Below are 21,694 nucleotides of genomic sequence, written 5' to 3'. Positions count from 1 at the left end.
TTCAACGCAGCGAGGAGTCAGTCGTGAACCCTGCCACCGCCGAAGACGAAGTGACGCGCATTTGCCAGGATTTGATCCGGATCGACACCTCGAATTTCGGGGACGGGTCGGGGCCCGGCGAACGTGTTGCGGCCGAATACGCAGCGGCTCTGATGGAGGAAGCCGGACTCACGGCGCAGATTTTCGAGTCTGAACCCGGCCGCGCGTCCGTGGTGGCGCGGATGGAGGGCCAGGACTCATCGGCAGATGCGCTGGTGGTGCACGGTCACCTGGACGTGGTTCCTGCGATGAAGGAGGACTGGGCACGTGATCCGTTCGGGGCCGAGGAGGCCGACGGGCTGATCTGGGGTCGTGGCGCCGTCGATATGAAGGACATGGACGCGATGATCCTCTCTGTCCTCCGCGCCTTCGCCCGCACCGGCCGGAAGCCGAAACGCGACCTGATTTTCGCTTTCTTCGCCGACGAGGAGGCAGGCGGCAAGTACGGCGCCTCCTGGCTGGTGGACAACCACCCCGAGCTGTTCGAAGGAGCCACTGAAGCCATCTCCGAGGTCGGCGGGTTCTCGGCACAGATCGGCGGACAGCGGGCGTACCTGCTGCAGACTGCGGAGAAAGGGATTTCCTGGCTTCGTCTCACCGCCCACGGCCGGGCCGGCCATGGCTCACAGATCACCACCGACAATGCCATCACTAAGCTGGCGCGTGCAGTCACCAGGATCGGCGACTACCAGTGGCCGATCGAGCTGACGGCGACCACGCGGCAGTTCCTGGACAGCGTGACCGAGATGACCGGCGTCGAATTCGACCCGGATAATCCGGACAAGCTGCTTGCTGAACTGGGGAATGTCTCCCGCTTTGTCGGTGCCACACTGCAGAACACCGCCAACCCGTCGGTGCTCAAGGGTGGTTACAAGCACAACGTGATCCCGGGAACGGCCGAGGCACTGGTGGATTCGAGGACACTTCCCGGACAGGACCAGCAGGTGCTGGAGATCATCCAGGAGTTGGCCGGCGACGGCGTCGACGTCAGCTACGACCATAAGGACGTCCCGCTGGAGGTTCCCTTCTCCGGCAACCTGGTCGACTCGATGGTCGATGCGCTGCATTCTCAGGATCCGGGGGCCAAGGTGCTTCCGTACACGCTGTCGGGAGGTACCGACAACAAGTCCCTGAGCCGGCTGGGGATCACCGGGTACGGCTTCGCGCCCCTGCAGTTACCGCCGGAGCTGGACTTTACCGGCATGTTCCACGGTGTCGACGAACGGGTTCCGGTCGAATCCTTGAAATTCGGCACCAGGGTCCTGGACCGGTTGTTGAGTACGTATTAGAACCGCCGAAGGCGACGTAGCGGAAAGGACGCGCCCATGACGATTTCCGTCGATGAATTGCTGCCCGATGAATTGCTCGACACCATTCGCGGCAGGGCTGCCGGCTACGACGAAAGCAACGGGTTCTGCCACGAGGATATTCGCGACCTTGCCCGTGCCGGGTATTTGAAGATGTTCACGCCGGCCGACGACGGCGGGCTTGGATACGGGCTCGAGCAGGTTGCGGCGGCGCAGACCCGGTTGGCCACGGCGGCGCCGGCCACCGCATTGGCAGTGAACATGCATCTGGTGTGGAACGGCGTGGCCCATGCGCTCAAGTCCCGGGGCGATTCGAGCCTGGACTACGTGCTGGCCGAAGCGGCCGCCGGGGAGATCTTTGGCTTCGGCATCTCGGAACCGGGAAACGACTCGGTGCTGTTCGATTCGAAAACCACGGCGGAGCCCACCGGCGATGGCGGCTACCGGTTCACTGGCACCAAGATTTTCACCAGCCTGTCCCCGGTCTGGACCCGGCTCGGCGTATTCGGCAAGGACACCACCGGCGGGGAGGAGTCGCTGGTCTACGGATTCGTGGACCGCGCTGCGGCCGGCTACACGATCAAGGATGACTGGAACACGCTCGGCATGCGGGCCAGCCAGTCCTGCACGACCGTGCTGGAAGGGGCCGAGGTTCCGGCCGACCGCGTGTTTCGGAAAATGCCGGTGGGGCCGAATCCCGACGCGTTGGTCTTCGCCATTTTCGCCACGTTCGAGACGCTGCTGGCCGCCGTCTATACCGGCATCGGCCGGCGCGCGCTGGATATTGCGGTTGATGCCGCCCACCGCCGGACGTCGGCGAAGCATGACGGGCGCAGCTACGCCCAGGACCCCGATGTCCGGCGCAAGGTGGCCGCAGCGGCCATGGCACTGGAGGCGGTGCAGGCCCATGTTTCGACGACGGCCTCCCAGGTTGACGCACTGACCGACCATGGCCAGTGGTGGTTCCCGAAGCTGGTGTCGGTGAAGGTGCACGCCACCGAACAGGCGCGGGACATTGTTGATACGGCCATCCGGGTGGCCGGCGGTGGCAGTTATTTCCGTGGCAGTGAACTGGAGCGGTTGTACCGGGACGTGCTCGCCGGCAGTTTCCACCCCTCCAATGAAGACTCAGCGCATGCCACGGTGGCGAATGCGTGGCTCGGGCCGGTCGAAGACTGACACGCCCCGGGCGGATGTGTACCGGCGGCATCGTGTCAGCCGGCGGCATCGTGCGGCCGCCGTTGCGTCGTCGCCCCGGCTAAGCCGTGCGGGCGACCTTCATCACCTTGCGCCGCAACCAGTAGCGCCGTGCGCCACCGGTATAGATCACGGTCCGGGTTAGTTCCCATTTGCCGTATTCAGCATGCTCCGTCAGCCGCTGGCGGGCCTCCCGCAGAGGTTCCACCGGGCTGACCGTCAGCACCAGGTACTCGAACTGGCGCGCGTAGTCACGCTCGCGCTTTAACGAACCTGACTGAAATTGTTCCCTCACATTCCCCGCCGTTCCCAGCACTTCCTGTGCATTGCCAACAAGGGCGTCACCGCCTCGATTTTTTGGGACTCTACCTCAGATCCGAGCTTAATGCATCGGCCTCACCGGCGTGGCTACCAGCCGCTTAAGGCCGCCAACGTGGTGAAACTTTCCTGTCCGATGTGGACCAGGGACGCTCCGACTCCCGCGACGGCGTAGAGGCCAACAGGCACCAGCAGCGCCCACTCGCGGAGGGAACCGGCGTTGCCGAGTACAGGTATGGCCAGGTAGCCGTTGGGCCTGAAGATCCGGTTGACCAGCGGAAGAGCGGCGATGGCCGCCGGGGGCTTGACCCTGGCGGGCCAGAGCAGGTTGCAGCCGCCGGTGGTCAGCATATCCCCGAGGATGTGGACGACGACGCCGGCGGCCATGGCCAGCGGAAACCAGAAGCGCTGCTCTGGGGCGAACAGGGCGATGAACACTCCAAGGCTCAGACCTACCGTCCACGGTGATGCGCGCATCCGGTCCGGAATGATTTTCAGCGCCTTGGCGGCGAACGCAATCAGCAGCACCGATAACAAGCCGGCGCCGGGATAAACAACGCCCAGCCCGGGGACATGGACTGTCCACAGTCCTGCGGCAAGCGCCGCGGCGGTAAACGCGATGAGGCCAATGATCGAGTGGCTGCCGTGACGATGTCCCCCACTGATGGTTCCGATACCGGCGCACAGCAGGTTGGACAGCGGCGGCAGCGAGTGGGCGATGGACGCGTTGTGGTGGTCGGCGTCCGGGACCAGCGCGGCCCCGGCAGTGACCAGGGCACCGGTAACGACGCCGAGGTCGCTCACCTCCAGCAGGCCAAAGCCCAGCGGTATGGTCCCGCCGGGCGGCAGCAGCTGTGCCGCCCAGGGCGCAGGATCTATTTCAATCCGAGTGGTCAGCGCAACCCAGGCGGCAGCGCCGCAGGCCGCGTGGTGTGCTCCCATCATGGCGGGCAAGTCCTTTCGGCGAAGGTGGAATCAGGCTATCGTCTACTACATGAGCATTGATCCGCGTGTCGCGCTCCAGTCCTTGACGTCGGCGTTGGAAGAGCACCTGGCGGCGGCCACGAGCCGCCGGTCGGATGCTGATCCAGCCGTGGAATCAGCGTATATCGCCATTGCCGATGCTTTTGAGGCCTACGAGGAAGCGCTCTACGACGCTTACAGCGAAGTCACGCCGCTGGTGATTTATGACGACGATGATGATGACGACGAAGACGGCCCGGACGACGACCTGGGCGAAGAAGACGACCTCGAAGTCGTCCGGAACTAGAGGGTTCAGCCCGGCAGTTTAGTCCGGCAGGGCTGAGACTTCGTCGAGCACTTCGGCGATCTGCTCCGGCAGTGCGCCGGTGTTGGCCGAAACCGCCTCCTTGAGTTGCGCGGGCGTGCGGGCACCTACGACCGCCGCCGCGAGTGTGCGTTGTTGCAACAGCCAGGCGAGGGCAACCTCCATCGGCTGCCGGTCCAGTCCCCGGGCCGCCGTGAGTAATGCCTCAGTCACCCGTTCGGGCCTTCCGGCCAGGTACGGGGCGACGTACTCGGCCAGTCGGTCGCTGGCTGCTCTCGATCCCGTGGGCACGCTGCTGCGGTATTTGCCGGTCAGCACGCCGCGGCCAAGGGGCCCCCATGCCAGCGTGCCAACTCCAAGGGCTTCCGTGGCCGGCACGACCTCCCGTTCCACCGCGCGGCGCACGAGCGAATACTCCGTCTGATTGGCCACCAGGGGAACATTCGACAACGACACCGCGCGTGCCAGTTGCCACCCGTTGTGGTTGGAGACGCCCGCGTAACGCGTCCTGCCGGTGGCCACTGCCAGCTCGAGTGCGGAGAGGGTTTCCTCCAGCGGGACGTGCGGATCCCAGGTGTGTGCCAGCCACAGGTCCAGATGGTCGGTGCCGAGCCTCGCCAGTGTCGCATCGAGCGAGTCCAGCATGGCGCGGCGGGACAGATCCACCTGCCGGGCGCCGTTATGGCGCGAGATCCCTGCCTTGGACACGATGACGACGTCGGGCCGGGCCACCACGTCGCCGAGCATGGAACCAAGGATTGCCTCGCTGCGGCCATCCGAGTAGCCGGCAGCGGTGTCGATCAGTGTGCCGCCGGCTTCCAGGAACGTCTTGAGCGAGTCGGCCGCGGCCTCCTCGTCTGTTTCCTGCCCCCAGGACATGGTTCCCAGGCCGAGTTCGGAGACCTGCAGTCCGCTCGTGCCTACGTATCTTTGCTGCATAGCTGCAAGCCTACGGTGTTTTTAGCCACTTCCGCTTCAGCAGGCGGCCACGTTGTTCACACTGGTTACCGGTAGTGCCTTAGTGTCTGTATGTGACTTGGATTGAAGCGGCCATACTTGGCTTAGTACAGGGACTGACCGAATTCCTGCCCATCTCCTCGAGTGCGCATCTGCGGGTGCTTGGTGAATTCCTGCCCAGCGGAAAGGACCCGGGAGCGGCCTTTACCGCCATCACGCAGTTGGGCACCGAAACCGCCGTCGTGGTCTATTTCTGGCGCGATATCGTGCGCATCATCAAGTCCTGGTTCGGGTCGCTGCGCGGAACTGTGCCGCGCAGCGACCCGGACGCCCGCATGGGCTGGCTGGTGATCATCGGCAGCGTGCCGATTGGCGTGCTGGGACTGGTGTTCCATGATGCGATTGAGACGACGCTGCGCACGATGTGGCTCACGGCGACCATGCTGGTGGTGTTTGGCGTCTTCCTGGGCATTGCCGACAAGGTGGCCAGGCACCAGCGGAGCCTGGACCAGCTGACCTATAAGCATGGCATCCTGTACGGGCTGGCCCAGGCGATGGCGCTGATTCCGGGGGTTTCCCGTTCCGGCGGGACCATTACCGCCGGTCTGCTGATGGGATACACCCGGCAGGCGGCCGCGCGGTACGCCTTCCTGCTGGCCATTCCGGCTGTGTTCGCCAGCGGCTTCTATCAGCTGGCCACCAATTTCGATGACCTGGGGCCCTTTGGGCTGGGCGAGACGGCGTTGGCCACTGTCATCGCCTTCATTGTGGGATTCGTCATTATCGGCTGGTTCCTGCGCTACGTCTCCACGCGCAGCTATATGGTTTTCGTCTGGTATCGCATTGCATTGGGCCTGGTGATCTACTTGATGCTCGGTTTCAATGTGATCAACGCCTGACGCAATAGTTCGAGCATGGGAGAGGCGAGCCATTAGGGTTGAGGCTGTGATCTCTTGGAATTCTCCGACGCCGCCTGCCCTGCCCGGACAAGGCGGTGCCGCCAGCCTTTTCGATACCACCCGTTCCGCCGTCGTCCCGGTGTCCACGCAGGGGACCGCCAGCTTGTACGTCTGCGGGATCACTCCATACGACGCGACCCACATGGGGCATGCGGCCACCTACGTGGCCTTTGACCTGCTCAACCGGTTATGGGTCGACGCGGGACTGCGGGTGCAGTACGTGCAGAACGTCACCGACATTGACGATCCCCTGCTGGATCGTGCCAACGAGCTGGGCGTGGACTGGGAGGAGCTGGCCGCCGGGCAGACCGATCTGTTCCGCCGGGATATGGCGGCATTGAACGTGCTGCCGCCTGACTACTTCGTGGGCGCGGTGGAGTCGATTGAATGGCTCGTGCCCGCCGTCGAGCAGCTGGTGGAGGACGGGCTGGCCTACCCGGTGCACGGCGAAGGCGGCGAGCCCGACGGCGACATCTACTTTTCGGTTGACGCCGCCGGCGCTGAGCCGGCCAACAGCACTGGAGCCTGGTGGCTCGGCCAGATCAGCGGGTTGAGCAGTGAACAGATGATGCCGCTGTTCGGCGAGCGTGGCGGCGACCCCGGCCGGGGCGGCAAACGCAACGCCCTGGACCCGTTGCTATGGCGGGTGGCCAGGGCCGGAGAACCGCAATGGGAGGGCCGCTCCCTCGGTGCCGGGCGTCCCGGATGGCACATTGAATGCACCGTGATAGCGCAGCGGTTCCTGCCTGCACCCTTCACCGTGCAGGGCGGCGGCTCCGACCTGGTGTTCCCGCATCACGAAATGGGCGCCGGGCATGCCTACGCGATATCAGGGGTGTCCATGGCGGACTACTACGTGCACACCGGAATGGTGGGCCTCGACGGCGAAAAGATGAGCAAGTCCAAGGGGAACCTGGTGCTGGTTTCCTCGCTGCGCGAAGCCGGCGTGGAACCTGCCGCTATCCGGCTGGCGATTCTGGCGTCCCACTACCGCACGGACTGGTTCTGGACCGAGGATCTGCTGCTCGAGGCCCAGGAGCGGCTCTCACGCTGGCGCAAGGCAATGGCCCCGCGGGGCGATGCTGCTGCCGGCGCTGCCGCCGCAGGTGCCGGTGCAGCCGATACCGCGGCGGCCGTCGTCGAACAGATGCGCGGGGCACTGGCCAATGATCTGGATGCGCCGGCAGCGGTGGCCGCCGTGGACAAGTGGGTGCAGCAGGTGGATGCCGGAAGCACGGCCGCATCGCCCCTGGTGCGGGACGCCGTTGACGCGCTCCTCGGGATAAGCCTGAGGTAAGCCCGCGATAACCCTCCGGGCCTGCCTTCAGCCGGCGTGTTATTCCTTCCGGCGCTTCTTCAGGTAGCGCTCAAACTCGCGTGCGATTGATTCACCGGACGCCTCGGGCAAGTCCACCGTATCTTTGGCTTCTTCGAGCTGCTTGACGTACTCGGCAATTTCCGGGTCCTCGGTGGCCAGCTCGTCGACGCCGCGTTCCCAGGCTTCGGCGTCTTCGGCCATATCCTCGGTGTCGAGCGGGATCTGGAGCAATTCCTCCAGCCGGTTCAACAACGCCAGAGTGGCCTTTGGCGACGGCGACTGTGCCACATAGTGCGGGACCGCAGCCCAGACGGAGAGCGTCGGCAGGCTGGCCAAATGCGCCAGTTCAGACAGCACGCCGACAATGCCGATCGGGCCTTCGTAGTGTGAGGCCTCGATATCGACGCGCAACTGCAACTCGTCGTCCTCGCTGGAGGCGGAGACGGGAATGGGGCGGGTGTGCGGCACATCGGCCAGCAGAGCGCCAACCAGGATCAGGTAGTCCACATTCATTTCGGTCGCGTGCGCCAGCAGCTCTGCCGTGTAGGCGCGCCACTTATAGGACGGCTCCACGCCGTGGACGAACACCACGTCAATGCTGGTGCCCGGGACGGAGGCCTTGGTCAGGCTCGTGGAAGGCCATTTGATCCGCTTGCCACCACCGCTGCGTTGAATACTCGGCCGGGTGAATTGGAAGTCGTAATATTCGTCCGGGTCGAGGGTGGCCGCCTTGGCAGCCCCCCACAAATTATGCAGGTGCTTCAGTGCATCGCTGGCGGCATCGCCGGCGTCGTTCCAGCCTTCAAAGGCGGCGAGCATCACAGTGGTGCGGCCCCCACCCTGCTGCACATTCTGGTCCGTCGTCTGCGGCGCAAACCCGAAGAGCCCCGGGTGAGCGGGCTCCGGACCGTCCTGATAACTATTCACAACACCACACTACGGCCGGGGCGCGTGCTTGTCAGACCCTGGCGCGTAACTTCGCGCACGGCATAGCGGGTCATCAACGCCGCGCGTGGGACCGTAGACTTGTGGATATGCATTCCTCTGTTGACGCCGCCCCGAATCCTGTCCGTGATGGCACCGGACTGCAGGCCGTTCTCTGGGACATGGACGGCACGTTGGTGGATACCGAGCCGTACTGGATCCAGGGCGAAATCGAACTGGTGACCGCCCACGGCGGAAGTTGGAGCCAGGAGCAGGCCGAGGCGTTGGTCGGTCAGTCACTGGTCCACTCCAGCTCGGTCCTGCAGTCGGCCGGGGTGGAGCTCTCCACCCGGGAGATCATCGATCATCTGCTGGGCCACGTGGTGCGCTCAGTTCGCCGGCGGATTCCCTGGCGTCCCGGCGCCCGCCAGTTGCTGGCGGACCTGAAGGCCGCCGGCGTCCGCTGCGCCCTGGTCACCATGTCGGAGAAGCCGCTGGCCGAAGAAATCCGCAGCCAATTACCCCGGGACACCTTCGATTTCCTCGTCACCGGTGACATGGTGGAGCGCGGCAAGCCGCACCCCGAGCCGTATGAGACGGCGCTGGAGCTGTTGCAGCAGCGGAATCCGGCCGCGAGCGTTGACAATGTGGTGGCGCTGGAGGATTCATACCCCGGCGTGAGCTCGGCCCAGGCGGCCGGATTGATCACCGTCGGCATACCTCATTTCATCCCTCTGCCCGACGACGACGGGCGGACCCACTGGGACACCCTGGACGGGCGCAGCGTGGCCGATGTGCAGAATCTGGTCGACCAACGTTCCACGATGGCGCGGGTGGGGTGAATGAGCGGGACAGATCAGCCCGGACCGCCGATTCCCCGGGAGGGCATCCGGCTGGGCAGTGTGGGTGGAATCCCCATCATCCTTGCCTACTCCTGGTTCCTGATCGCGGGATTTATCGTCTTGGTCTTCGGACCGCAGGTGGCCGGTCAAATTCCGGGACTGGGCTGGACGGCTTATCTGGTCGCGTTCAGCTACGCCTTGCTGTTGCTGCTGTCGGTGCTGGTCCACGAGTTGGCCCATGCCCTCTCGGCGCGGGTCTATCACTGGCCGACGGCCAAGATCGTTTTGAACCTGTGGGGCGGGCATACCCAGTTTGAAAACTTCAGCGCCTCACCGGGCAAGTCCCTGGTGGTGGCGCTGGCCGGCCCGGCGGCGAACTTCCTGCTCGCCGCCGGAGGGCTGGCTCTGATGCCGCTGATGCAGGGCAGCCTGGTCGCCCAACTGCTGGCGGATATCTTCGTGTGGGCGAATTTCCTCGTCGCCGTGTTCAACGTGCTTCCCGGGCTGCCTCTCGACGGCGGACGGATCGTCGAATCGGCTGTCTGGAAGGCCACCGGCAGCCAGGAAAAGGGAACTGTGGCAGCCGGTTGGGCCGGCCGTGTCATAGCGGTGCTGATGGTTGCCGCAGTGATCCTGGTCCCGCTCAGCCAGGGGGTGAATCCTGGATTCCAGCTGGTGCTGATCACCGTATTGGTGGCGGGATTCCTGTGGCTGGGAGCATCGGGAGCCATCACCAATGCCAGGATGCGGCTGCGGCTGCCCGAAATCAGCGCCGGACGCCTGGCCGTCCCGGCGGTCGGGGTGGCCTCCTCGTCCTCGGCGGCCACAGTCAAAGCAACTCTTGGCACCCAGGAAGCGGGCAGCGCCGCCGTCGTGCTGGTTGGAAGCAACGGCAGGCCCGAAGCGGTCGTCGACACTGGTGCGCTGGACTCCGTTCCCGGGCCAATGGCGGCCAGCACCCCCGCCAGTGCAGTTGCCCGTGCCCTGGCACCGGGAGCCTACGTGCCCGCATGGGCGCAGGGTCAGGAGCTGGTCCAATACCTGGCCCAGCTGGCCGGCAGCGAGTACGCGGTCATCGACCGCGGCGGGCGGGTCACAGGACTGCTGCACCAGGCGACGGTGGTGGCCGCGATCACCGGAAAACAACAGCGCGGGTTCGATGCCGGCCGCTGAATCCAAGTCAACGAAGGACGTGTCGATGAACACCGGAGCCGATCAATCAGTATCCCAGGGCAGCGAGCGGCCACATGGCGCCGCCCAGCGGCGGGGTCCGTTCAGGGCAGGGGACAGGGTGCAGTTGACGGATCAAAAGGGCCGGCGGAACACCATCACGCTGGTCGCCGGTGGCTCCTTCCATACCCACCGCGGATACCTCGACCATGACAAGCTGATCGGCCGGCCGGAAGGGTCCGTGGTGGCGAACACCAGCGGCCACGAGTACCAGGCGCTGCGGCCCCTGTTGTCCGACTTCGTGCTCTCGATGCCGCGCGGCGCCGCGGTGGTCTACCCCAAGGACGCCGCACAAATTGTGACAATGGCCGACATTTACCCCGGTGCCCGAGTGGTCGAAGCCGGCGTCGGCTCGGGGGCGCTGAGTATTTCGCTGCTGCGGGCGGTGGGAGACTCCGGAACGCTGCACTCGTTCGAGCGCAGGGAGGAATTCGCCGATATTGCCCGAGGCAATGTGGAGACCATGTTCGGAGGTCCGCATCCGGCCTGGAAGATCACCCTGGGCGACCTGCAGGAGGAACTGCCCGCGGCCGAGGAGCCGGGCAGCGTGGACCGTGTAGTGCTGGACATGCTGGCGCCCTGGGAGTGCCTTGACCCAGTTGCCGAGGCCTTGGCCCCCGGCGGTGTGCTGATCACTTATGTCGCGACGGTCACCCAGCTGTCCAGGATCGCCGAGGCTATCCGGGAGGCCGGCTGTTTCACCGAACCCGACGGTTTCGAGTCAATGGTGCGTGGCTGGCACCTCGAGGGGCTGGCGGTCCGCCCCGACCATCGAATGGTGGCGCATACGGGATTCCTGCTCACCACCCGCCGGCTGGCGGACGGTGTCACCCCATTGGCGCAGAAACGGCGCAATTCCAAGACAGGGTTCAGCCAGGAGGATTTGAACGCGTGGACCCCCCAGGCAGTGGGGGAGCGGCCGGTCTCCGACCGGAAGCTGCGCCGCGCTGCCAGAGACGCCGCCCCCAAGGCGGACCCCGGGACGGATTCGCCGTGACCTCTGCGGTCGGCTGAAGCCGGGTCGGCCAGGTGCCGACGGAACAAAGCGGCGCCGGCGGCGCGTTTAACCGGTAGTCAGTGAAAATGGCTGCCACGCCGACTAGTGTCTAGGAGTAAGGGTAAGTTCCGTATCCGGCTGGCCGGCGAACTACAGCGCAGGAAGTAGGCGAGGCAGATGAATGAGCGGTCCGATTCAGATTCTTCAGAGTCTTCACAGGCACACTCCAACCAACCGGCGTCGTCATATGACCATTCAGAATCTCCCGATGTACAGGCCCCGGTGGATCAGAACCAGACGGATCCTGCCGTAACACAGCGTCAACTAAATGTGCTGCGGGACAAGCTGCGGCACGTGGACAAGCAGCTGGCCGCTGCCACGCGCAACAATTCCCGGTTGACGAGCATGCTCGAAAGCGCCAAGGAAGAGATCGTCAAGCTGAAGGCTGCCTTGGAACAGGAAGGCGCGGCCCCGTACAGCTTCGGCACCATCCTGCAGGTCAATCCCGCCGGAATCGTGCCCGACACCCCCTCCCGGGACAATGTCGGCAATCCGGAGAAGAGCCCGCATCTGGCCCAGGACAGCGTCGACATCTTCAATGCCGGCCGCAAGGTCCGGGTCGGGGTCAGCCCGCTGCTCGATTTCAAGGCATTGACCGTCGGGCAGGAAGTGCTGCTGAACGAATCACTGACCGTGATCGCCGGGTTGGGCTACGAACGCAGCGGCGAACTGGTCACCCTCAAGGAACTGCTCGGCGGGGACCGGGCTTTAGTGGTCGGCCGCTCCGACGAAGAGCGGGTACTGAAGCTTTCGTCGCCGTTGCAGAACCAGAAACTGCGGATCGGCGATGCGCTATCGATCGATGCCCGCACTGGCTACGCACTGGAGAAGATTCCACGCAGCGAAGTGGAGAACCTGGTGCTGGAGGAGGTGCCGGACATCTCCTATGAGAATATCGGCGGGCTCGGACCGCAGATCGAGCAGATCAGGGATGCAGTTGAACTGCCGTTCCTCCACCCCGACCTGTACCGCGAACACGGGCTGCAGGCCCCGAAGGGGATTCTGCTCTACGGCCCTCCGGGCTGTGGCAAGACACTGATCGCCAAGGCCGTGGCCAGCTCGCTGGCGGGCAAAGCGGCAGAGCGCAGTGGCTTCAGCGATACCAGTAGCTACTTCCTGAATATCAAGGGCCCCGAGCTGCTGGACAAGTATGTGGGCGAAACCGAACGGCACATCCGGCTGATATTTGCCCGGGCACGGGAGAAGGCCTCGGGCGGAAGCCCGGTGGTGGTCTTCTTCGACGAAATGGATTCCCTGTTCCGCACCCGGGGCAGCGGGGTGTCCTCCGACGTCGAAACCACCATCGTGCCGCAGCTGCTCAGCGAGATCGACGGCGTTGAACGTCTGGACAACGTGATTGTGATTGGTGCGTCCAACCGCGAGGACATGATTGATCCGGCGATCATGAGGCCCGGACGGCTGGATGTAAAGATCAAGATTCAGCGTCCCGACGCCGAGGGTGCCAGCGAGATCTTCGCCAAGTACATCACTGACGAAGTTCCCCTGCACCAGGCGGACCTGGCGGAGCACAACAACGATGCGGCGGCCACCGTTGATGCCATGATCCAGCGGACCGTCGAGTCCATGTACTCCACGGATAAGTCCAACGAGTACCTGGAGGTGACGTATGCCAATGGGGACACCGAGATGCTGTACTTCAAGGACTTCAACTCGGGGGCTGTGATCCAGAATGTGGTGGACCGGGCGAAGAAGAACGCGATCAAGGATTTCCTCACCAACGAGCAGCGCGGCCTGCGCATCGAGCACCTGCTCACCGCCGTGACCGATGAATTCCGCGAGCATGAAGACCTGCCCAACACCACCAATCCGGATGACTGGGCGAGGATATCGGGCAAGAAGGGTGAACGGATCACCTATATCCGCACCATCATCCAAGGCAAGGCCGGGCAGGAACCGGGCAAGACAATCGAGACAACTGCCAATACCGGGCAGTACCTCTAGGGGGATATTCGTGACCGTTCGCCGGGTGATGGGCACTGAAACCGAATACGGCATTCTGGCTCCGGGCGTGACCGGGGCGAATTCCACGGTGCTGTCCACCCAGATCATCAATGCTTATGCCGCATTGCAGAACAGCGGCTCCGGGCAGGCCGGAGGCGCCCGGTGGGACTACTCGGATGAAGCACCATTGACCGACGCCCGCGGCTGGCAGATGTCGCGCGACGAAGCCGACCCGTCGCAATTGACCGACAGCACCGGGGCACTGGACGCCGAGGCGGTGGCGCTGTCCGGCCGGCGGGGTGTGGAGAGCGACCTCTATAACGAGGGGCCGCTGAGCACCGGCGTACTGATGAATATGGTGCTTCGCAACGGCGCCCGGCTTTATGTCGACCACGCCCATCCCGAATATTCCGGGCCCGAGGTCACCAACCCGCGGGACGCGGTGATCTGGGACAAGGCAGGGGACGCCGTCGTGCTGGCCGCAGCGCGGCGGGTGGGACAGACCCCCGGGCTGGATCCCGTCAACCTGTACAAAAACAACACGGACAACAAGAGCGTCTCGTATGGCTCGCACGAGAACTACCTGATGCCGCGGCAACTGCCGTTCAACCGGATCAGCTCGGGCTTGATTCCCTTCTTCGTGTCCCGCCAGGTGATATGTGGAGCCGGCCGGGTGGGGCTTGGGCCGGACGGTTCCCGGCCGGGCTACCAGATCAGCCAGCGCGCCGACTTCTTCGAAGCGGAGGTCGGGCTGGAAACCACCATCCGCCGCCCGATCATCAACACCCGTGACGAGCCGCATGCGACATCGGACAAGTACCGGCGGCTGCACGTGATCATCGGAGACGCGAACCTCAGCGAGGTATCAACCTACCTGAAACTGGGCACCACATCGCTGGTGCTGGATTTGATTGAACATGACGCCGCGCCGGCCATCGAGCTGTCACAGCCTGTTCATGCGCTGCAGGCGATCAGCCACGATCCTTCCTTGCAGACGGCCGTACACTTGAAGGACGGCCGCACCTTGACCGCGCTTGAACTGCAGCGGATCTATTATGAGGCCGCGGATAAGCACTGCAACCGCGAAGGACCGCCCGACGACGATACGGCCGAAGTGCTGCGGCGCTGGGGTTCATTGCTGGACGTGCTCGAAGAGGACCCCATGGAGGCCGCGGCGCAGATTGACTGGGTGGCCAAGCTGAAGCTGCTGGAAAGCTACCGCCGCCGGGACGGCCTGGCGTGGGATGACGCACGGTTGGGTCTGATCGATTTGCAGTATGCCGATATCCGGCCGGAGAAAGGCCTCTACCACCGGCTGGCGGCACGTTCACAGATGGAACGGCTGGTCACCGATGAGCAGATCGCCGCCGCCGTGTCGGAGCCGCCCCATGACACCCGGGCCTATTTCCGGGGCAAATGCATTGACCGCTTCGGCTCCGAAGTGGTGGGGGCGAGCTGGGATTCGGTCATTTTCGAGTTGCCGAACCGGCGCCGTCTGCAACGCATTCCCACCCGGGAGCCGTTGCGGGGCACGCGCGAATTGACCGGCGGCTTGTTCGATACCAGTGCTACGGCTGAAGAGTTTATCGAACAGTTACTCGGCGCTGGGGCGTAGGGCATGGCACGATAAGTATTAACGGTCCGCTGCACCCGTGGCGGCACCGGGCGAAGGAGGAGGCCATCATGGCATCGCAGGAACGCAAAAGCACCAATCAGCGCGACGATCGCGACGAAGAGGTCACGGAGGAAGCACCCCCCGCCGCGCCGCCATCCGATGAAGCCACCGCATCAACCGAGGGCACTGAAGACCTGCTCGATGAGATTGACGGCGTGCTGGAAACCAACGCCGAGGAATTCGTCCGCGGGTTTGTGCAGAAGGGCGGACAGTAGAGACGATGAACGACGCGCAGCGATTTGACCGGATTGCATCGGCGGCGACGGTTTCGTTCAGCGACCACCTGAGCCGGCACAACCCCGAACTGCTGCCGTCGAACCGGACCATGAACGCGACCGCCGGAACGACGGCTCCCGAAACGCCGCATGCGACAACTGTGGTGGCCATGACCTTCGCCGGTGGCGTGGTGATGGCAGGGGACCGGCGTTCAACCATGGGCAACTTGATCGCCAGCCGCCATATTGAAAAGGTCTTCGCCGCCGACCAGTATTCCGTGCTGGGTATTGCCGGCACGGCAGGCATCGCCATCGACATCACCCGGCTGTTCCAGGTCGAACTGGAGCATTACGAAAAGATCGAGGGGACGCTGCTCAGCCTGGACGGCAAGTCCAACCGGCTGGCGGCCATGATCCGCGCGAATCTTCCCCTGGCGATGCAGGGGCTACCGGTGGTTCCACTCTTCGCCGGGTTCGACACCGAACGGCATGAGGGCCGGCTGTTCTCCTACGACGTCACCGGTGGCCGGTACGAGGAAGCCGAACACCACAGCGTGGGCTCCGGCTCCGCATTCGCGCGGGGCTCATTGAAGAAGTTGTGGTCGCCGGGCCTCGATGAGGCGACGGCGGTGCGGATCGCCGTCGAGGCCTTGTATGACGCCGCCGACGACGACTCCGCCACGGGAGGGCCGGACGTCGTCCGGCAGCTCTGGCCAGTGGTCTACAGCGTCAACAGCGCGGGCCACCGCAGAATCGGCGAGCCGGAACTTGCCGCCGCCGCCGAAGCCGTGATTGCAGAGCGGACCGCGGCCGGAAGGGAGGCGTAAGCCATGACGCAGCAGTTCTACGTCTCACCCGAGCAAATGATGAAGGATCGCGCCGATTTTGCCCGCAAGGGCATCGCACGGGGGCGCTCCGTCGTCGTCATCGGCTGTGCGGACGGAATCGCGTTGGTCGCCGAGAATCCTTCAGGCTCGCTGCACAAGATCGGCGAGATTTACGACAGGATCGCCTTTGCCGCCGTCGGCAAGTACAACGAATTTGAAAGCCTGAGGCAGGCAGGCGTGCGCTACGCGGATGTGCGGGGATATTCGTACCACCGCGAAGACGTCACGGCCCGGGGGCTGGCCAGCGTCTACGCACAAAGCCTGGGTGCGGTCTTCACCGCCGAATCGAAACCGTTCGAAGTGGAACTGGCCGTCGCCGAGGTTGCTGCCACGGCCGAGACGGACCACCTCTACCGGCTGACATTCGACGGCTCCATTGCGGACGAGCATGGTTTCATCGCCATGGGCGGCCAGGCCGAACAGGTCCGAGAAGTACTGGACGGACGATGGGACGCGCACGCCAGCTACGCTGACGCGGTTCAACTGGCAGTCGAGGCATTGAGCGCGGACCGGCGGGCCGACGTCGACGGGGCCGGCTCATCGGACTCCCACATGCTGGCGGCCGGGCTCCTTGAGGTGGCCGTACTGGACCGTGAACCCTTGACCGAGCGCGGGACCCGCAGGGCGTTCCGCCGGCTGAGCGATGCTCAGGTCGAAGACCTGGTGGCCAGACCGGTGGGCAGTTAGGTGGACCGCCGGATCTTCGGTATCGAGACCGAGTTCGGAATCTCCTACTCCGGCCCGCACGCACGGCCGCTGTCACCGGAAGAGGTGGCCCGCTACCTGTTCCGCAAGGTGGTCAGCTGGGGCCGGTCCTCCAACGTATTTTTGACCAATGGGTCCCGGCTCTATCTCGACGTCGGCTCCCACCCTGAATACGCCACGGCCGAGTGCGACGACTTGAGCCAACTCATCGCCCAGGACCGGGCCGGCGAACTGCTACTCGACGACTTGGTGGACGAGGCCCAGGACCGGCTGCACACCGAGGGGTTCCACGGCACGGTCTACCTGTTCAAGAACAATACAGATTCAGCGGGCAACTCCTATGGCAGCCACGAAAACTACCTGATCCCGCGCAAGGGGGAGTTCACCCGGCTGTCGGAAATCCTGATTCCATTTCTGGTCACCCGCCAGATCCTGGTGGGGGCCGGCAAGGTGCTGAAGAGCCCGCAGGGGGCTTTGTACGCCTTTTCACAGCGGGCCGACCACATCTGGGAAGGGGTGTCCTCGGCCACCACCCGCTCCAGGCCAATTATCAATACCCGCGATGAACCACACGCGGACGCGGAATACTTCCGCAGACTGCACGTGATAGCCGGCGACTCCAACATGAGCGAGACCACCACCATGCTGAAGCTGGGCACCGTGGACTTGCTGCTGCGGATGATTGAGGCGGGGGTGATTATGCGTGACATGCGGCTGGAGAACCCCATCCGCAGTATCCGCGAAATTTCCCACGACCTGACCGGGACCTACCCCGTGCGGCTGGCCAACGGTCGCCAGCTTTCCGCGCTCGACATCCAGCGTGAGTACTTCGAGAAGGCCACGGCTTTTGTCGAGGCAAACGGGGAGCACAACCCCCATGTGTCACGGGTGCTGGATCTGTGGCGGCGGACCCTGGAGGCCATCGAGTCCCAGGATTTTTCCGGTATCGACCGGGAAATCGACTGGGCGATCAAGAAGAAGCTGCTGGACGGTTATGCCCGCAAGCACGGGACGGGTCTCGACGCGCCGCGGATGGCCCAACTGGACCTGACCTACCATGACATTTCCCGCCGTCGCGGGCTGTTCTTCCTGCTGCAGTCCCATGGCGGGGCGGCACGGGTGGTGGACGATATCGCCATCAAAGCCGCCGTTGAGACACCGCCGCAGACGACGCGTGCCAAGCTGCGGGGCGACTTTGTCCGCCGCGCCCAGGAAACCGGGCGGGATTTCACCGTCGACTGGGTGCACCTGAAGCTCAACGACCGCTCCCAGCAGACGGTGCTGTGCAAGGATCCGTTCAAGAGTGTCGATGAACGAGTGGACGCCTTGCTGGCCGGTATGTAATCCCCGGGAGAATATTCGCCGCCCGAGGCGTTAAACTTCTCGAAGGCCCGTTGCCGGCGCTTCAGCGTCCACGGCCAGCTTCCATCACGACGAAGACGAAAGAATCACCTGTGCGCAAAATTGTTGCCCCCATGCTCGCGGCCGCGTTGCTGCTCACTGCCTGCAGCAACTCCGAAGAACCATTGCCATCGCTGAGCGTTTCCTCCGGCGGTGAAGGCGAAGCCCCGAAAGTGGAATTCGACACACCGCTGAAGGTCAAAGAACCGGTGGTGAAGACTGTTGAAGAGGGCGATGGCGCGGAAATTGACCCCGGCCAGACACTATCCGTGCGGATCAGTGCCTTCAACGCCAAGGACGGCTCCAACACTGAGGAGACCTACACGGCGGACTCCGGCAATGACCTGGAGCTCAACGACAAGATGAAGCAGGGCAATCCGCAGCTGTACAATGTGCTGGCCGATGCCCGGGTGGGATCCCAGTTCGCCTATGCGGTGCCGCCGGTTGGAGGCGGGCAGGGCGCCCCGGGCCGGCCCGGACAGCTGCTGGTCTTTACCGTGGAAAGCGCAAAGGAAACGAAGCAGCCGCTGGACAAGGCGAAGGGAAAGCCGGTTGAGCCGGTCGCCGAACTACCCACCGTCAAGGTCAACGACGACGGTGTCCCGCAGATCACTATCGACAAGGCGGATCCGAAGCCGGACGAGCTGGCCGCCCAGACCCTGATCAAGGGCTCCGGCGAAAAGGTGAAGAAGTCGGACACCATTACCGCGCACTACGTCGGCGTGCAGTGGAGCAACGGCAAGAAGTTCGACTCCAGCTGGGATCGCGGGCAACCCTCGGAATTCCCGTTGACCGGGGTGATTAAGGGGTGGACCCAGGGCCTGTCCGGACAGACCGTCGGATCGCGTGTGCTGCTGGTCATCCCGCCGGAACTGGCCTACGGTAAGGACCCGGCCCAGGGCCAGCCCGGTGGCACCCTGGTCTTCGTCGTCGATATTCTCGGAATCAAGTAAGCACAAACACCTGAGAACCCAACCATTCCAAGGCAAGGAGCCCTATGTCATTCGGACAGCGCCAGTACGATCGCATCAAGCCCGAAATCGACTTCCCCGAGCACGGAGTCCCTACCGAGCTGGTCTCCACCGACCTGATCACCGGAGACGGGCCGGAGGCCACCGCCGGTGACACCGTGTCCGCGCATTACGTCGGTGTGGCGTTTTCCAGCGGCGAGGAATTCGATGCCTCCTGGAACCGCGGTAGCCCGCTGGAGTTCAAGGTCGGTGTCGGCCAGGTAATCCAGGGATGGGACCAGGGAATCCTGGGCATGAAGGTGGGCGGACGCCGCCGGTTGGAGGTCCCGGCCGCCATGGCCTACGGGGACCAGGGGGCCGGATCTGCCATTGCCCCGGGCGAATCGCTGATTTTCGTCGTTGACCTGATGGGAATCCGCTGAAGTAGTAACCTACTCGCGTGTCTGCACTCCGCACCGAACGGCTGCTGAACTTGATCATCGCCCTGCTCGACACCCGGTGGGGCCGGACCAAGGACTTCCTGCGCCGCAACATTCCCCAGTACAAGGACCTGTCCAGCCAGGAGACCTTTGAACGCACCTTTGAGCGTGACAAGGCGGATCTGAGGGATCTGGGCATTCCCATCAGCGCCACCAGCGGGGACACAGCCTTCGAGGATGACACGGCCAATACGGTCTACCGGATCGCCAAGGAAGCGTACCGGATGCCACCGGTGCGCTTCACAGGCGAAGAGGCCGCTGTGCTGTCGCTGGCGTCCCGGCTGTGGCAGCAGGCGTCGCTGGGCTCTGCCGCTGCCCGGGCGGTGCGGAAACTGCAGGGGCGGGGAGTGGTCCCCGAGACCGACTCCATCATCGGAATCGAACCACGCATCCGCACCGCCGAGCCGGCCTTCGATGCCGTGTTCAAGGCAGTGGCACAGCACCGCACCATAGAGTTCAGCTACCTGGCGGCCAGCACCGGGCAGCAGCAGCGCAGGACCGTCCAGCCGTGGGGCATCGGCGAAAAATACGGACACTGGTACCTGGCCGGCTACGACCTGGACCGTCGCGACGAGCGCACCTTCCGGCTGTCGCGAATGGTCTCGGCCGTCCACTTGCGCGACGAAACCTTCGAGCGCCCGGGCCACTTCGATGTGCAGGAGTCTTTGGCCCGGTTGGATACATTGACCGCTGAAGAAACAGCCGTGCTGCACGTGCGGCCGTCGGCTGCCCATTCCCTGCGGTTGCGCGCCGGGACGGCCGCGGCGGCCGGCAGCAGTGACTGGGATGAAATCCGGTTCGAGTACACGGACACCGAGGTGATGGCCGACGAGATCGCCTCCTACGGTCCGCTGGTGCAGGTGATGGCGCCCGAGCAACTGCGCGCCGCCGTCGTGCGCCGTCTCACGGGCGTCGTGCAGGCGTCCGCGCAGCCGGTGCCGGCCATCTCCTTTCCCGAACCGGAAAAGGACCGGAAGACGAAGACGACCTCTATAGACCGGTTGCAACGGCTGCTGGACATGGTTCCGTATTTGCTGGACACCCCTGGTGCCGACTTGGCCGGCACGGCTGCCGGCTTCGGCGTCTCCGAACAACAGTTGGTCAAGGATCTCGAATTGCTGTTTGTCTGCGGACTGCCCGGACACGGCCCGGAGGACCTCATCGATGCCACCTGGGACGATGGCGTCATCGACGTGCGCAATGCCGACGAGCTATCCGAACCGGTTCATTTCAGCATTGAAGAAGCCTGTGCCCTGATCGTGGGCCTTCAGACGCTGGCAACTGTCCCCGGGGCTGGATCCGCCGACGCTCTGGAATCCGCGTTGGCGAAGATCACTGCCGCCGCCGGCGATTCCGGACAGCTGAAGGCGGCGGTCAAGGCGGACATCACCCCGCACATCGAAGCAACAACGATCGACGTCATCCATGGCGCTGTAGCGGCCCGGCAGCGGTTGCGGCTCAGTTACGTGGTCCCGCATCGTGACGAAGTCACCGAACGGGTCATTGAGCCCTTCCGGTTATTCTCCGCCGATGACCGCTGGTACGTGGAGGCGTGGTGCCTGCGGGCGGAGGCCGTGCGCAATTTCCGGCTCGACCGGATCCGCACCATCGAGCAGACCGGCGAATCAGCCACCGGTCGGAGGCCGGCCGAGACCGAGTTCCCGTCCAGCCTGTTCACCCCCGGCGAGGACGACGTGCAGATCACGGTGGTGATGAATCAACGCGCCCTGTGGGTCGCCGAACACTACAACGCCGATCGCACCGCACTGCTCGACGACGGCACAACGGCCGCCCGTTTCCGGGTGGGCACCACGTCGTGGCTGCCGCAGCTGACCGCCCGGGCCGGCGGCGACGTCAGGGTCGTCGAGCCGCAGCCGGTGGCCGCACAATGCCAGCAGTGGGCGGAGCAGGCGCTGGCATATTACGACGGCGGCACCGCCCCGGCCGGCAACCGTGCCTGAGG

Annotated in this window: 21 protein-coding genes; 17 read left to right on the top strand and 4 right to left on the bottom strand. The window is 64.4% G+C overall.

The window, feature by feature from the left end; genetic code table 11:
* Nucleotides 1-23: 23 nt before the first annotated feature.
* Together H535_RS0103655 and H535_RS0103650 are read left to right on the top strand one after the other, a co-directional pair.
* Entirely contained in the window at nt 24-1,328 is a 1,305-nt protein-coding gene (locus H535_RS0103655) for a M20/M25/M40 family metallo-hydrolase (protein ID WP_026818475.1), read from the top strand.
* A gap of 36 nt (nt 1,329-1,364) precedes the next feature.
* The gene (locus H535_RS0103650) at nt 1,365-2,525 is read left to right on the top strand and encodes an acyl-CoA dehydrogenase family protein (protein WP_425387255.1); all 1,161 of its coding nucleotides are present in this window, start codon (nt 1,365-1,367) and stop codon (nt 2,523-2,525) included.
* A gap of 79 nt (nt 2,526-2,604) precedes the next feature.
* On the opposite strand, the gene H535_RS0103645 is transcribed toward H535_RS0103650, so the two are convergent.
* Entirely contained in the window at nt 2,605-2,838 is a 234-nt protein-coding gene (locus tag H535_RS0103645) for a DUF5703 family protein (protein ID WP_026818473.1), read from the bottom strand.
* Nucleotides 2,839-2,951: 113 nt separating this feature from the next.
* A complete protein-coding gene (locus H535_RS0103640; RefSeq protein WP_026818472.1) occupies nt 2,952-3,806 on the bottom strand; it encodes a metal-dependent hydrolase in 855 nt (284 codons plus the stop codon).
* A gap of 49 nt (nt 3,807-3,855) precedes the next feature.
* Between H535_RS0103640 and H535_RS0103635 the strand changes: the two genes are divergently transcribed.
* Entirely contained in the window at nt 3,856-4,131 is a 276-nt protein-coding gene (locus H535_RS0103635; protein WP_026818471.1) for a hypothetical protein, read from the top strand.
* Nucleotides 4,132-4,149: 18 nt separating this feature from the next.
* On the opposite strand, the gene H535_RS0103630 is transcribed toward H535_RS0103635, so the two are convergent.
* Complete coding sequence (locus H535_RS0103630) at nt 4,150-5,088, bottom strand: aldo/keto reductase (RefSeq protein WP_026818470.1); 939 nt, start codon at nt 5,086-5,088, stop codon at nt 4,150-4,152.
* Between the two features lie 92 nt (nt 5,089-5,180).
* Here H535_RS0103630 and H535_RS0103625 point away from each other — a divergent pair, with 92 nt between their 5' ends.
* Both H535_RS0103625 and mshC read left to right on the top strand, forming a co-directional pair.
* The gene (locus H535_RS0103625) at nt 5,181-6,005 is read left to right on the top strand and encodes an undecaprenyl-diphosphate phosphatase (protein WP_026818469.1); all 825 of its coding nucleotides are present in this window, start codon (nt 5,181-5,183) and stop codon (nt 6,003-6,005) included.
* 46 nt (nt 6,006-6,051) lie between these two features.
* Nucleotides 6,052-7,362, top strand: a complete 1,311-nt coding sequence (mshC, locus tag H535_RS0103620; RefSeq protein WP_026818468.1) for a cysteine--1-D-myo-inosityl 2-amino-2-deoxy-alpha-D-glucopyranoside ligase — start codon at nt 6,052-6,054, stop codon at nt 7,360-7,362.
* 39 nt (nt 7,363-7,401) lie between these two features.
* Here mshC and H535_RS0103615 read toward each other — a convergent pair whose 3' ends face one another.
* Entirely contained in the window at nt 7,402-8,232 is an 831-nt protein-coding gene (locus tag H535_RS0103615) for a proteasome assembly chaperone family protein (protein WP_245580155.1), read from the bottom strand.
* A 185-nt stretch (nt 8,233-8,417) separates the two neighbouring features.
* On the opposite strand from H535_RS0103615, the gene H535_RS28870 reads away from it, so the two are divergent.
* From H535_RS28870 to H535_RS0103555, 12 genes are all read left to right on the top strand, one after another.
* On the top strand, nt 8,418-9,149 hold the full coding sequence (locus H535_RS28870; protein WP_051298446.1) for an HAD family hydrolase: 732 nt from the start codon (nt 8,418-8,420) through the stop codon (nt 9,147-9,149).
* Nucleotides 9,150-10,322 (top strand): site-2 protease family protein, encoded by a 1,173-nt coding sequence (locus H535_RS28865; protein ID WP_026818465.1) that lies wholly within the window; start codon nt 9,150-9,152, stop codon nt 10,320-10,322.
* Between the two features lie 25 nt (nt 10,323-10,347).
* Nucleotides 10,348-11,376 (top strand): tRNA (adenine-N1)-methyltransferase, encoded by a 1,029-nt coding sequence (locus H535_RS23275; RefSeq protein ID WP_051298521.1) that lies wholly within the window; start codon nt 10,348-10,350, stop codon nt 11,374-11,376.
* A 282-nt stretch (nt 11,377-11,658) separates the two neighbouring features.
* A complete protein-coding gene (gene arc, locus H535_RS0103595) occupies nt 11,659-13,398 on the top strand; it encodes a proteasome ATPase (protein ID WP_026818464.1) in 1,740 nt (579 codons plus the stop codon).
* Between the two features lie 28 nt (nt 13,399-13,426).
* Nucleotides 13,427-15,013: a depupylase/deamidase Dop gene (gene dop, locus H535_RS23270; protein ID WP_035768215.1), complete on the top strand. Its 1,587-nt coding sequence runs from the start codon at nt 13,427-13,429 to the stop codon at nt 15,011-15,013.
* A 68-nt stretch (nt 15,014-15,081) separates the two neighbouring features.
* Complete coding sequence (locus H535_RS0103585) at nt 15,082-15,288, top strand: ubiquitin-like protein Pup (RefSeq protein ID WP_026818463.1); 207 nt, start codon at nt 15,082-15,084, stop codon at nt 15,286-15,288.
* A 5-nt stretch (nt 15,289-15,293) separates the two neighbouring features.
* Nucleotides 15,294-16,115: a proteasome subunit beta gene (gene prcB / locus H535_RS0103580; protein WP_026818462.1), complete on the top strand. Its 822-nt coding sequence runs from the start codon at nt 15,294-15,296 to the stop codon at nt 16,113-16,115.
* 3 nt (nt 16,116-16,118) lie between these two features.
* Nucleotides 16,119-16,862 (top strand): proteasome subunit alpha, encoded by a 744-nt coding sequence (prcA, locus tag H535_RS0103575; protein WP_026818461.1) that lies wholly within the window; start codon nt 16,119-16,121, stop codon nt 16,860-16,862.
* On the top strand, nt 16,863-18,224 hold the full coding sequence (gene pafA, locus H535_RS0103570) for a Pup--protein ligase (RefSeq protein WP_026818460.1): 1,362 nt from the start codon (nt 16,863-16,865) through the stop codon (nt 18,222-18,224). It begins immediately after the preceding gene.
* Nucleotides 18,225-18,334: 110 nt separating this feature from the next.
* On the top strand, nt 18,335-19,234 hold the full coding sequence (locus H535_RS0103565) for an FKBP-type peptidyl-prolyl cis-trans isomerase (RefSeq protein ID WP_026818459.1): 900 nt from the start codon (nt 18,335-18,337) through the stop codon (nt 19,232-19,234).
* Between the two features lie 44 nt (nt 19,235-19,278).
* Nucleotides 19,279-19,674: an FKBP-type peptidyl-prolyl cis-trans isomerase gene (locus H535_RS0103560; protein WP_026818458.1), complete on the top strand. Its 396-nt coding sequence runs from the start codon at nt 19,279-19,281 to the stop codon at nt 19,672-19,674.
* A gap of 17 nt (nt 19,675-19,691) precedes the next feature.
* Nucleotides 19,692-21,692 (top strand): helix-turn-helix transcriptional regulator, encoded by a 2,001-nt coding sequence (locus H535_RS0103555; protein WP_026818457.1) that lies wholly within the window; start codon nt 19,692-19,694, stop codon nt 21,690-21,692.
* The last annotated feature ends 2 nt before the right edge of the window (nt 21,693-21,694 follow it).

It is taken from the genome of Arthrobacter castelli DSM 16402, from assembly GCF_000430705.1.
Lineage (GTDB): Bacteria > Actinomycetota > Actinomycetes > Actinomycetales > Micrococcaceae > Arthrobacter_C > Arthrobacter_C castelli.
This window is presented reverse-complemented; position numbering and strand designations above follow the sequence as displayed.

Excerpts from the sequence above, each read along its gene's own strand:
- H535_RS28865 (WP_026818465.1), top strand. The coding sequence starts at position 9,150 with ATGAGCGGGACAGATCAGCCCGGACCGCCGATTCCCCGGGAGGGCATC.
- H535_RS0103650 (WP_425387255.1), top strand. The coding sequence starts at position 1,365 with ATGACGATTTCCGTCGATGAATTGCTGCCCGATGAATTGCTCGACACC.
- H535_RS0103630 (WP_026818470.1), bottom strand. The coding sequence starts at position 5,088 with ATGCAGCAAAGATACGTAGGCACGAGCGGACTGCAGGTCTCCGAACTC.
- H535_RS23275 (WP_051298521.1), top strand. The coding sequence starts at position 10,348 with ATGAACACCGGAGCCGATCAATCAGTATCCCAGGGCAGCGAGCGGCCA.
- H535_RS28870 (WP_051298446.1), top strand. The coding sequence starts at position 8,418 with ATGCATTCCTCTGTTGACGCCGCCCCGAATCCTGTCCGTGATGGCACC.
- dop (WP_035768215.1), top strand. The coding sequence starts at position 13,427 with ATGGGCACTGAAACCGAATACGGCATTCTGGCTCCGGGCGTGACCGGG.
- H535_RS0103640 (WP_026818472.1), bottom strand. The coding sequence starts at position 3,806 with ATGATGGGAGCACACCACGCGGCCTGCGGCGCTGCCGCCTGGGTTGCG.
- H535_RS0103560 (WP_026818458.1), top strand. The coding sequence starts at position 19,279 with ATGTCATTCGGACAGCGCCAGTACGATCGCATCAAGCCCGAAATCGAC.
- H535_RS0103635 (WP_026818471.1), top strand. The coding sequence starts at position 3,856 with ATGAGCATTGATCCGCGTGTCGCGCTCCAGTCCTTGACGTCGGCGTTG.
- prcB (WP_026818462.1), top strand. The coding sequence starts at position 15,294 with ATGAACGACGCGCAGCGATTTGACCGGATTGCATCGGCGGCGACGGTT.
- H535_RS0103585 (WP_026818463.1), top strand. The coding sequence starts at position 15,082 with ATGGCATCGCAGGAACGCAAAAGCACCAATCAGCGCGACGATCGCGAC.
- prcA (WP_026818461.1), top strand. The coding sequence starts at position 16,119 with ATGACGCAGCAGTTCTACGTCTCACCCGAGCAAATGATGAAGGATCGC.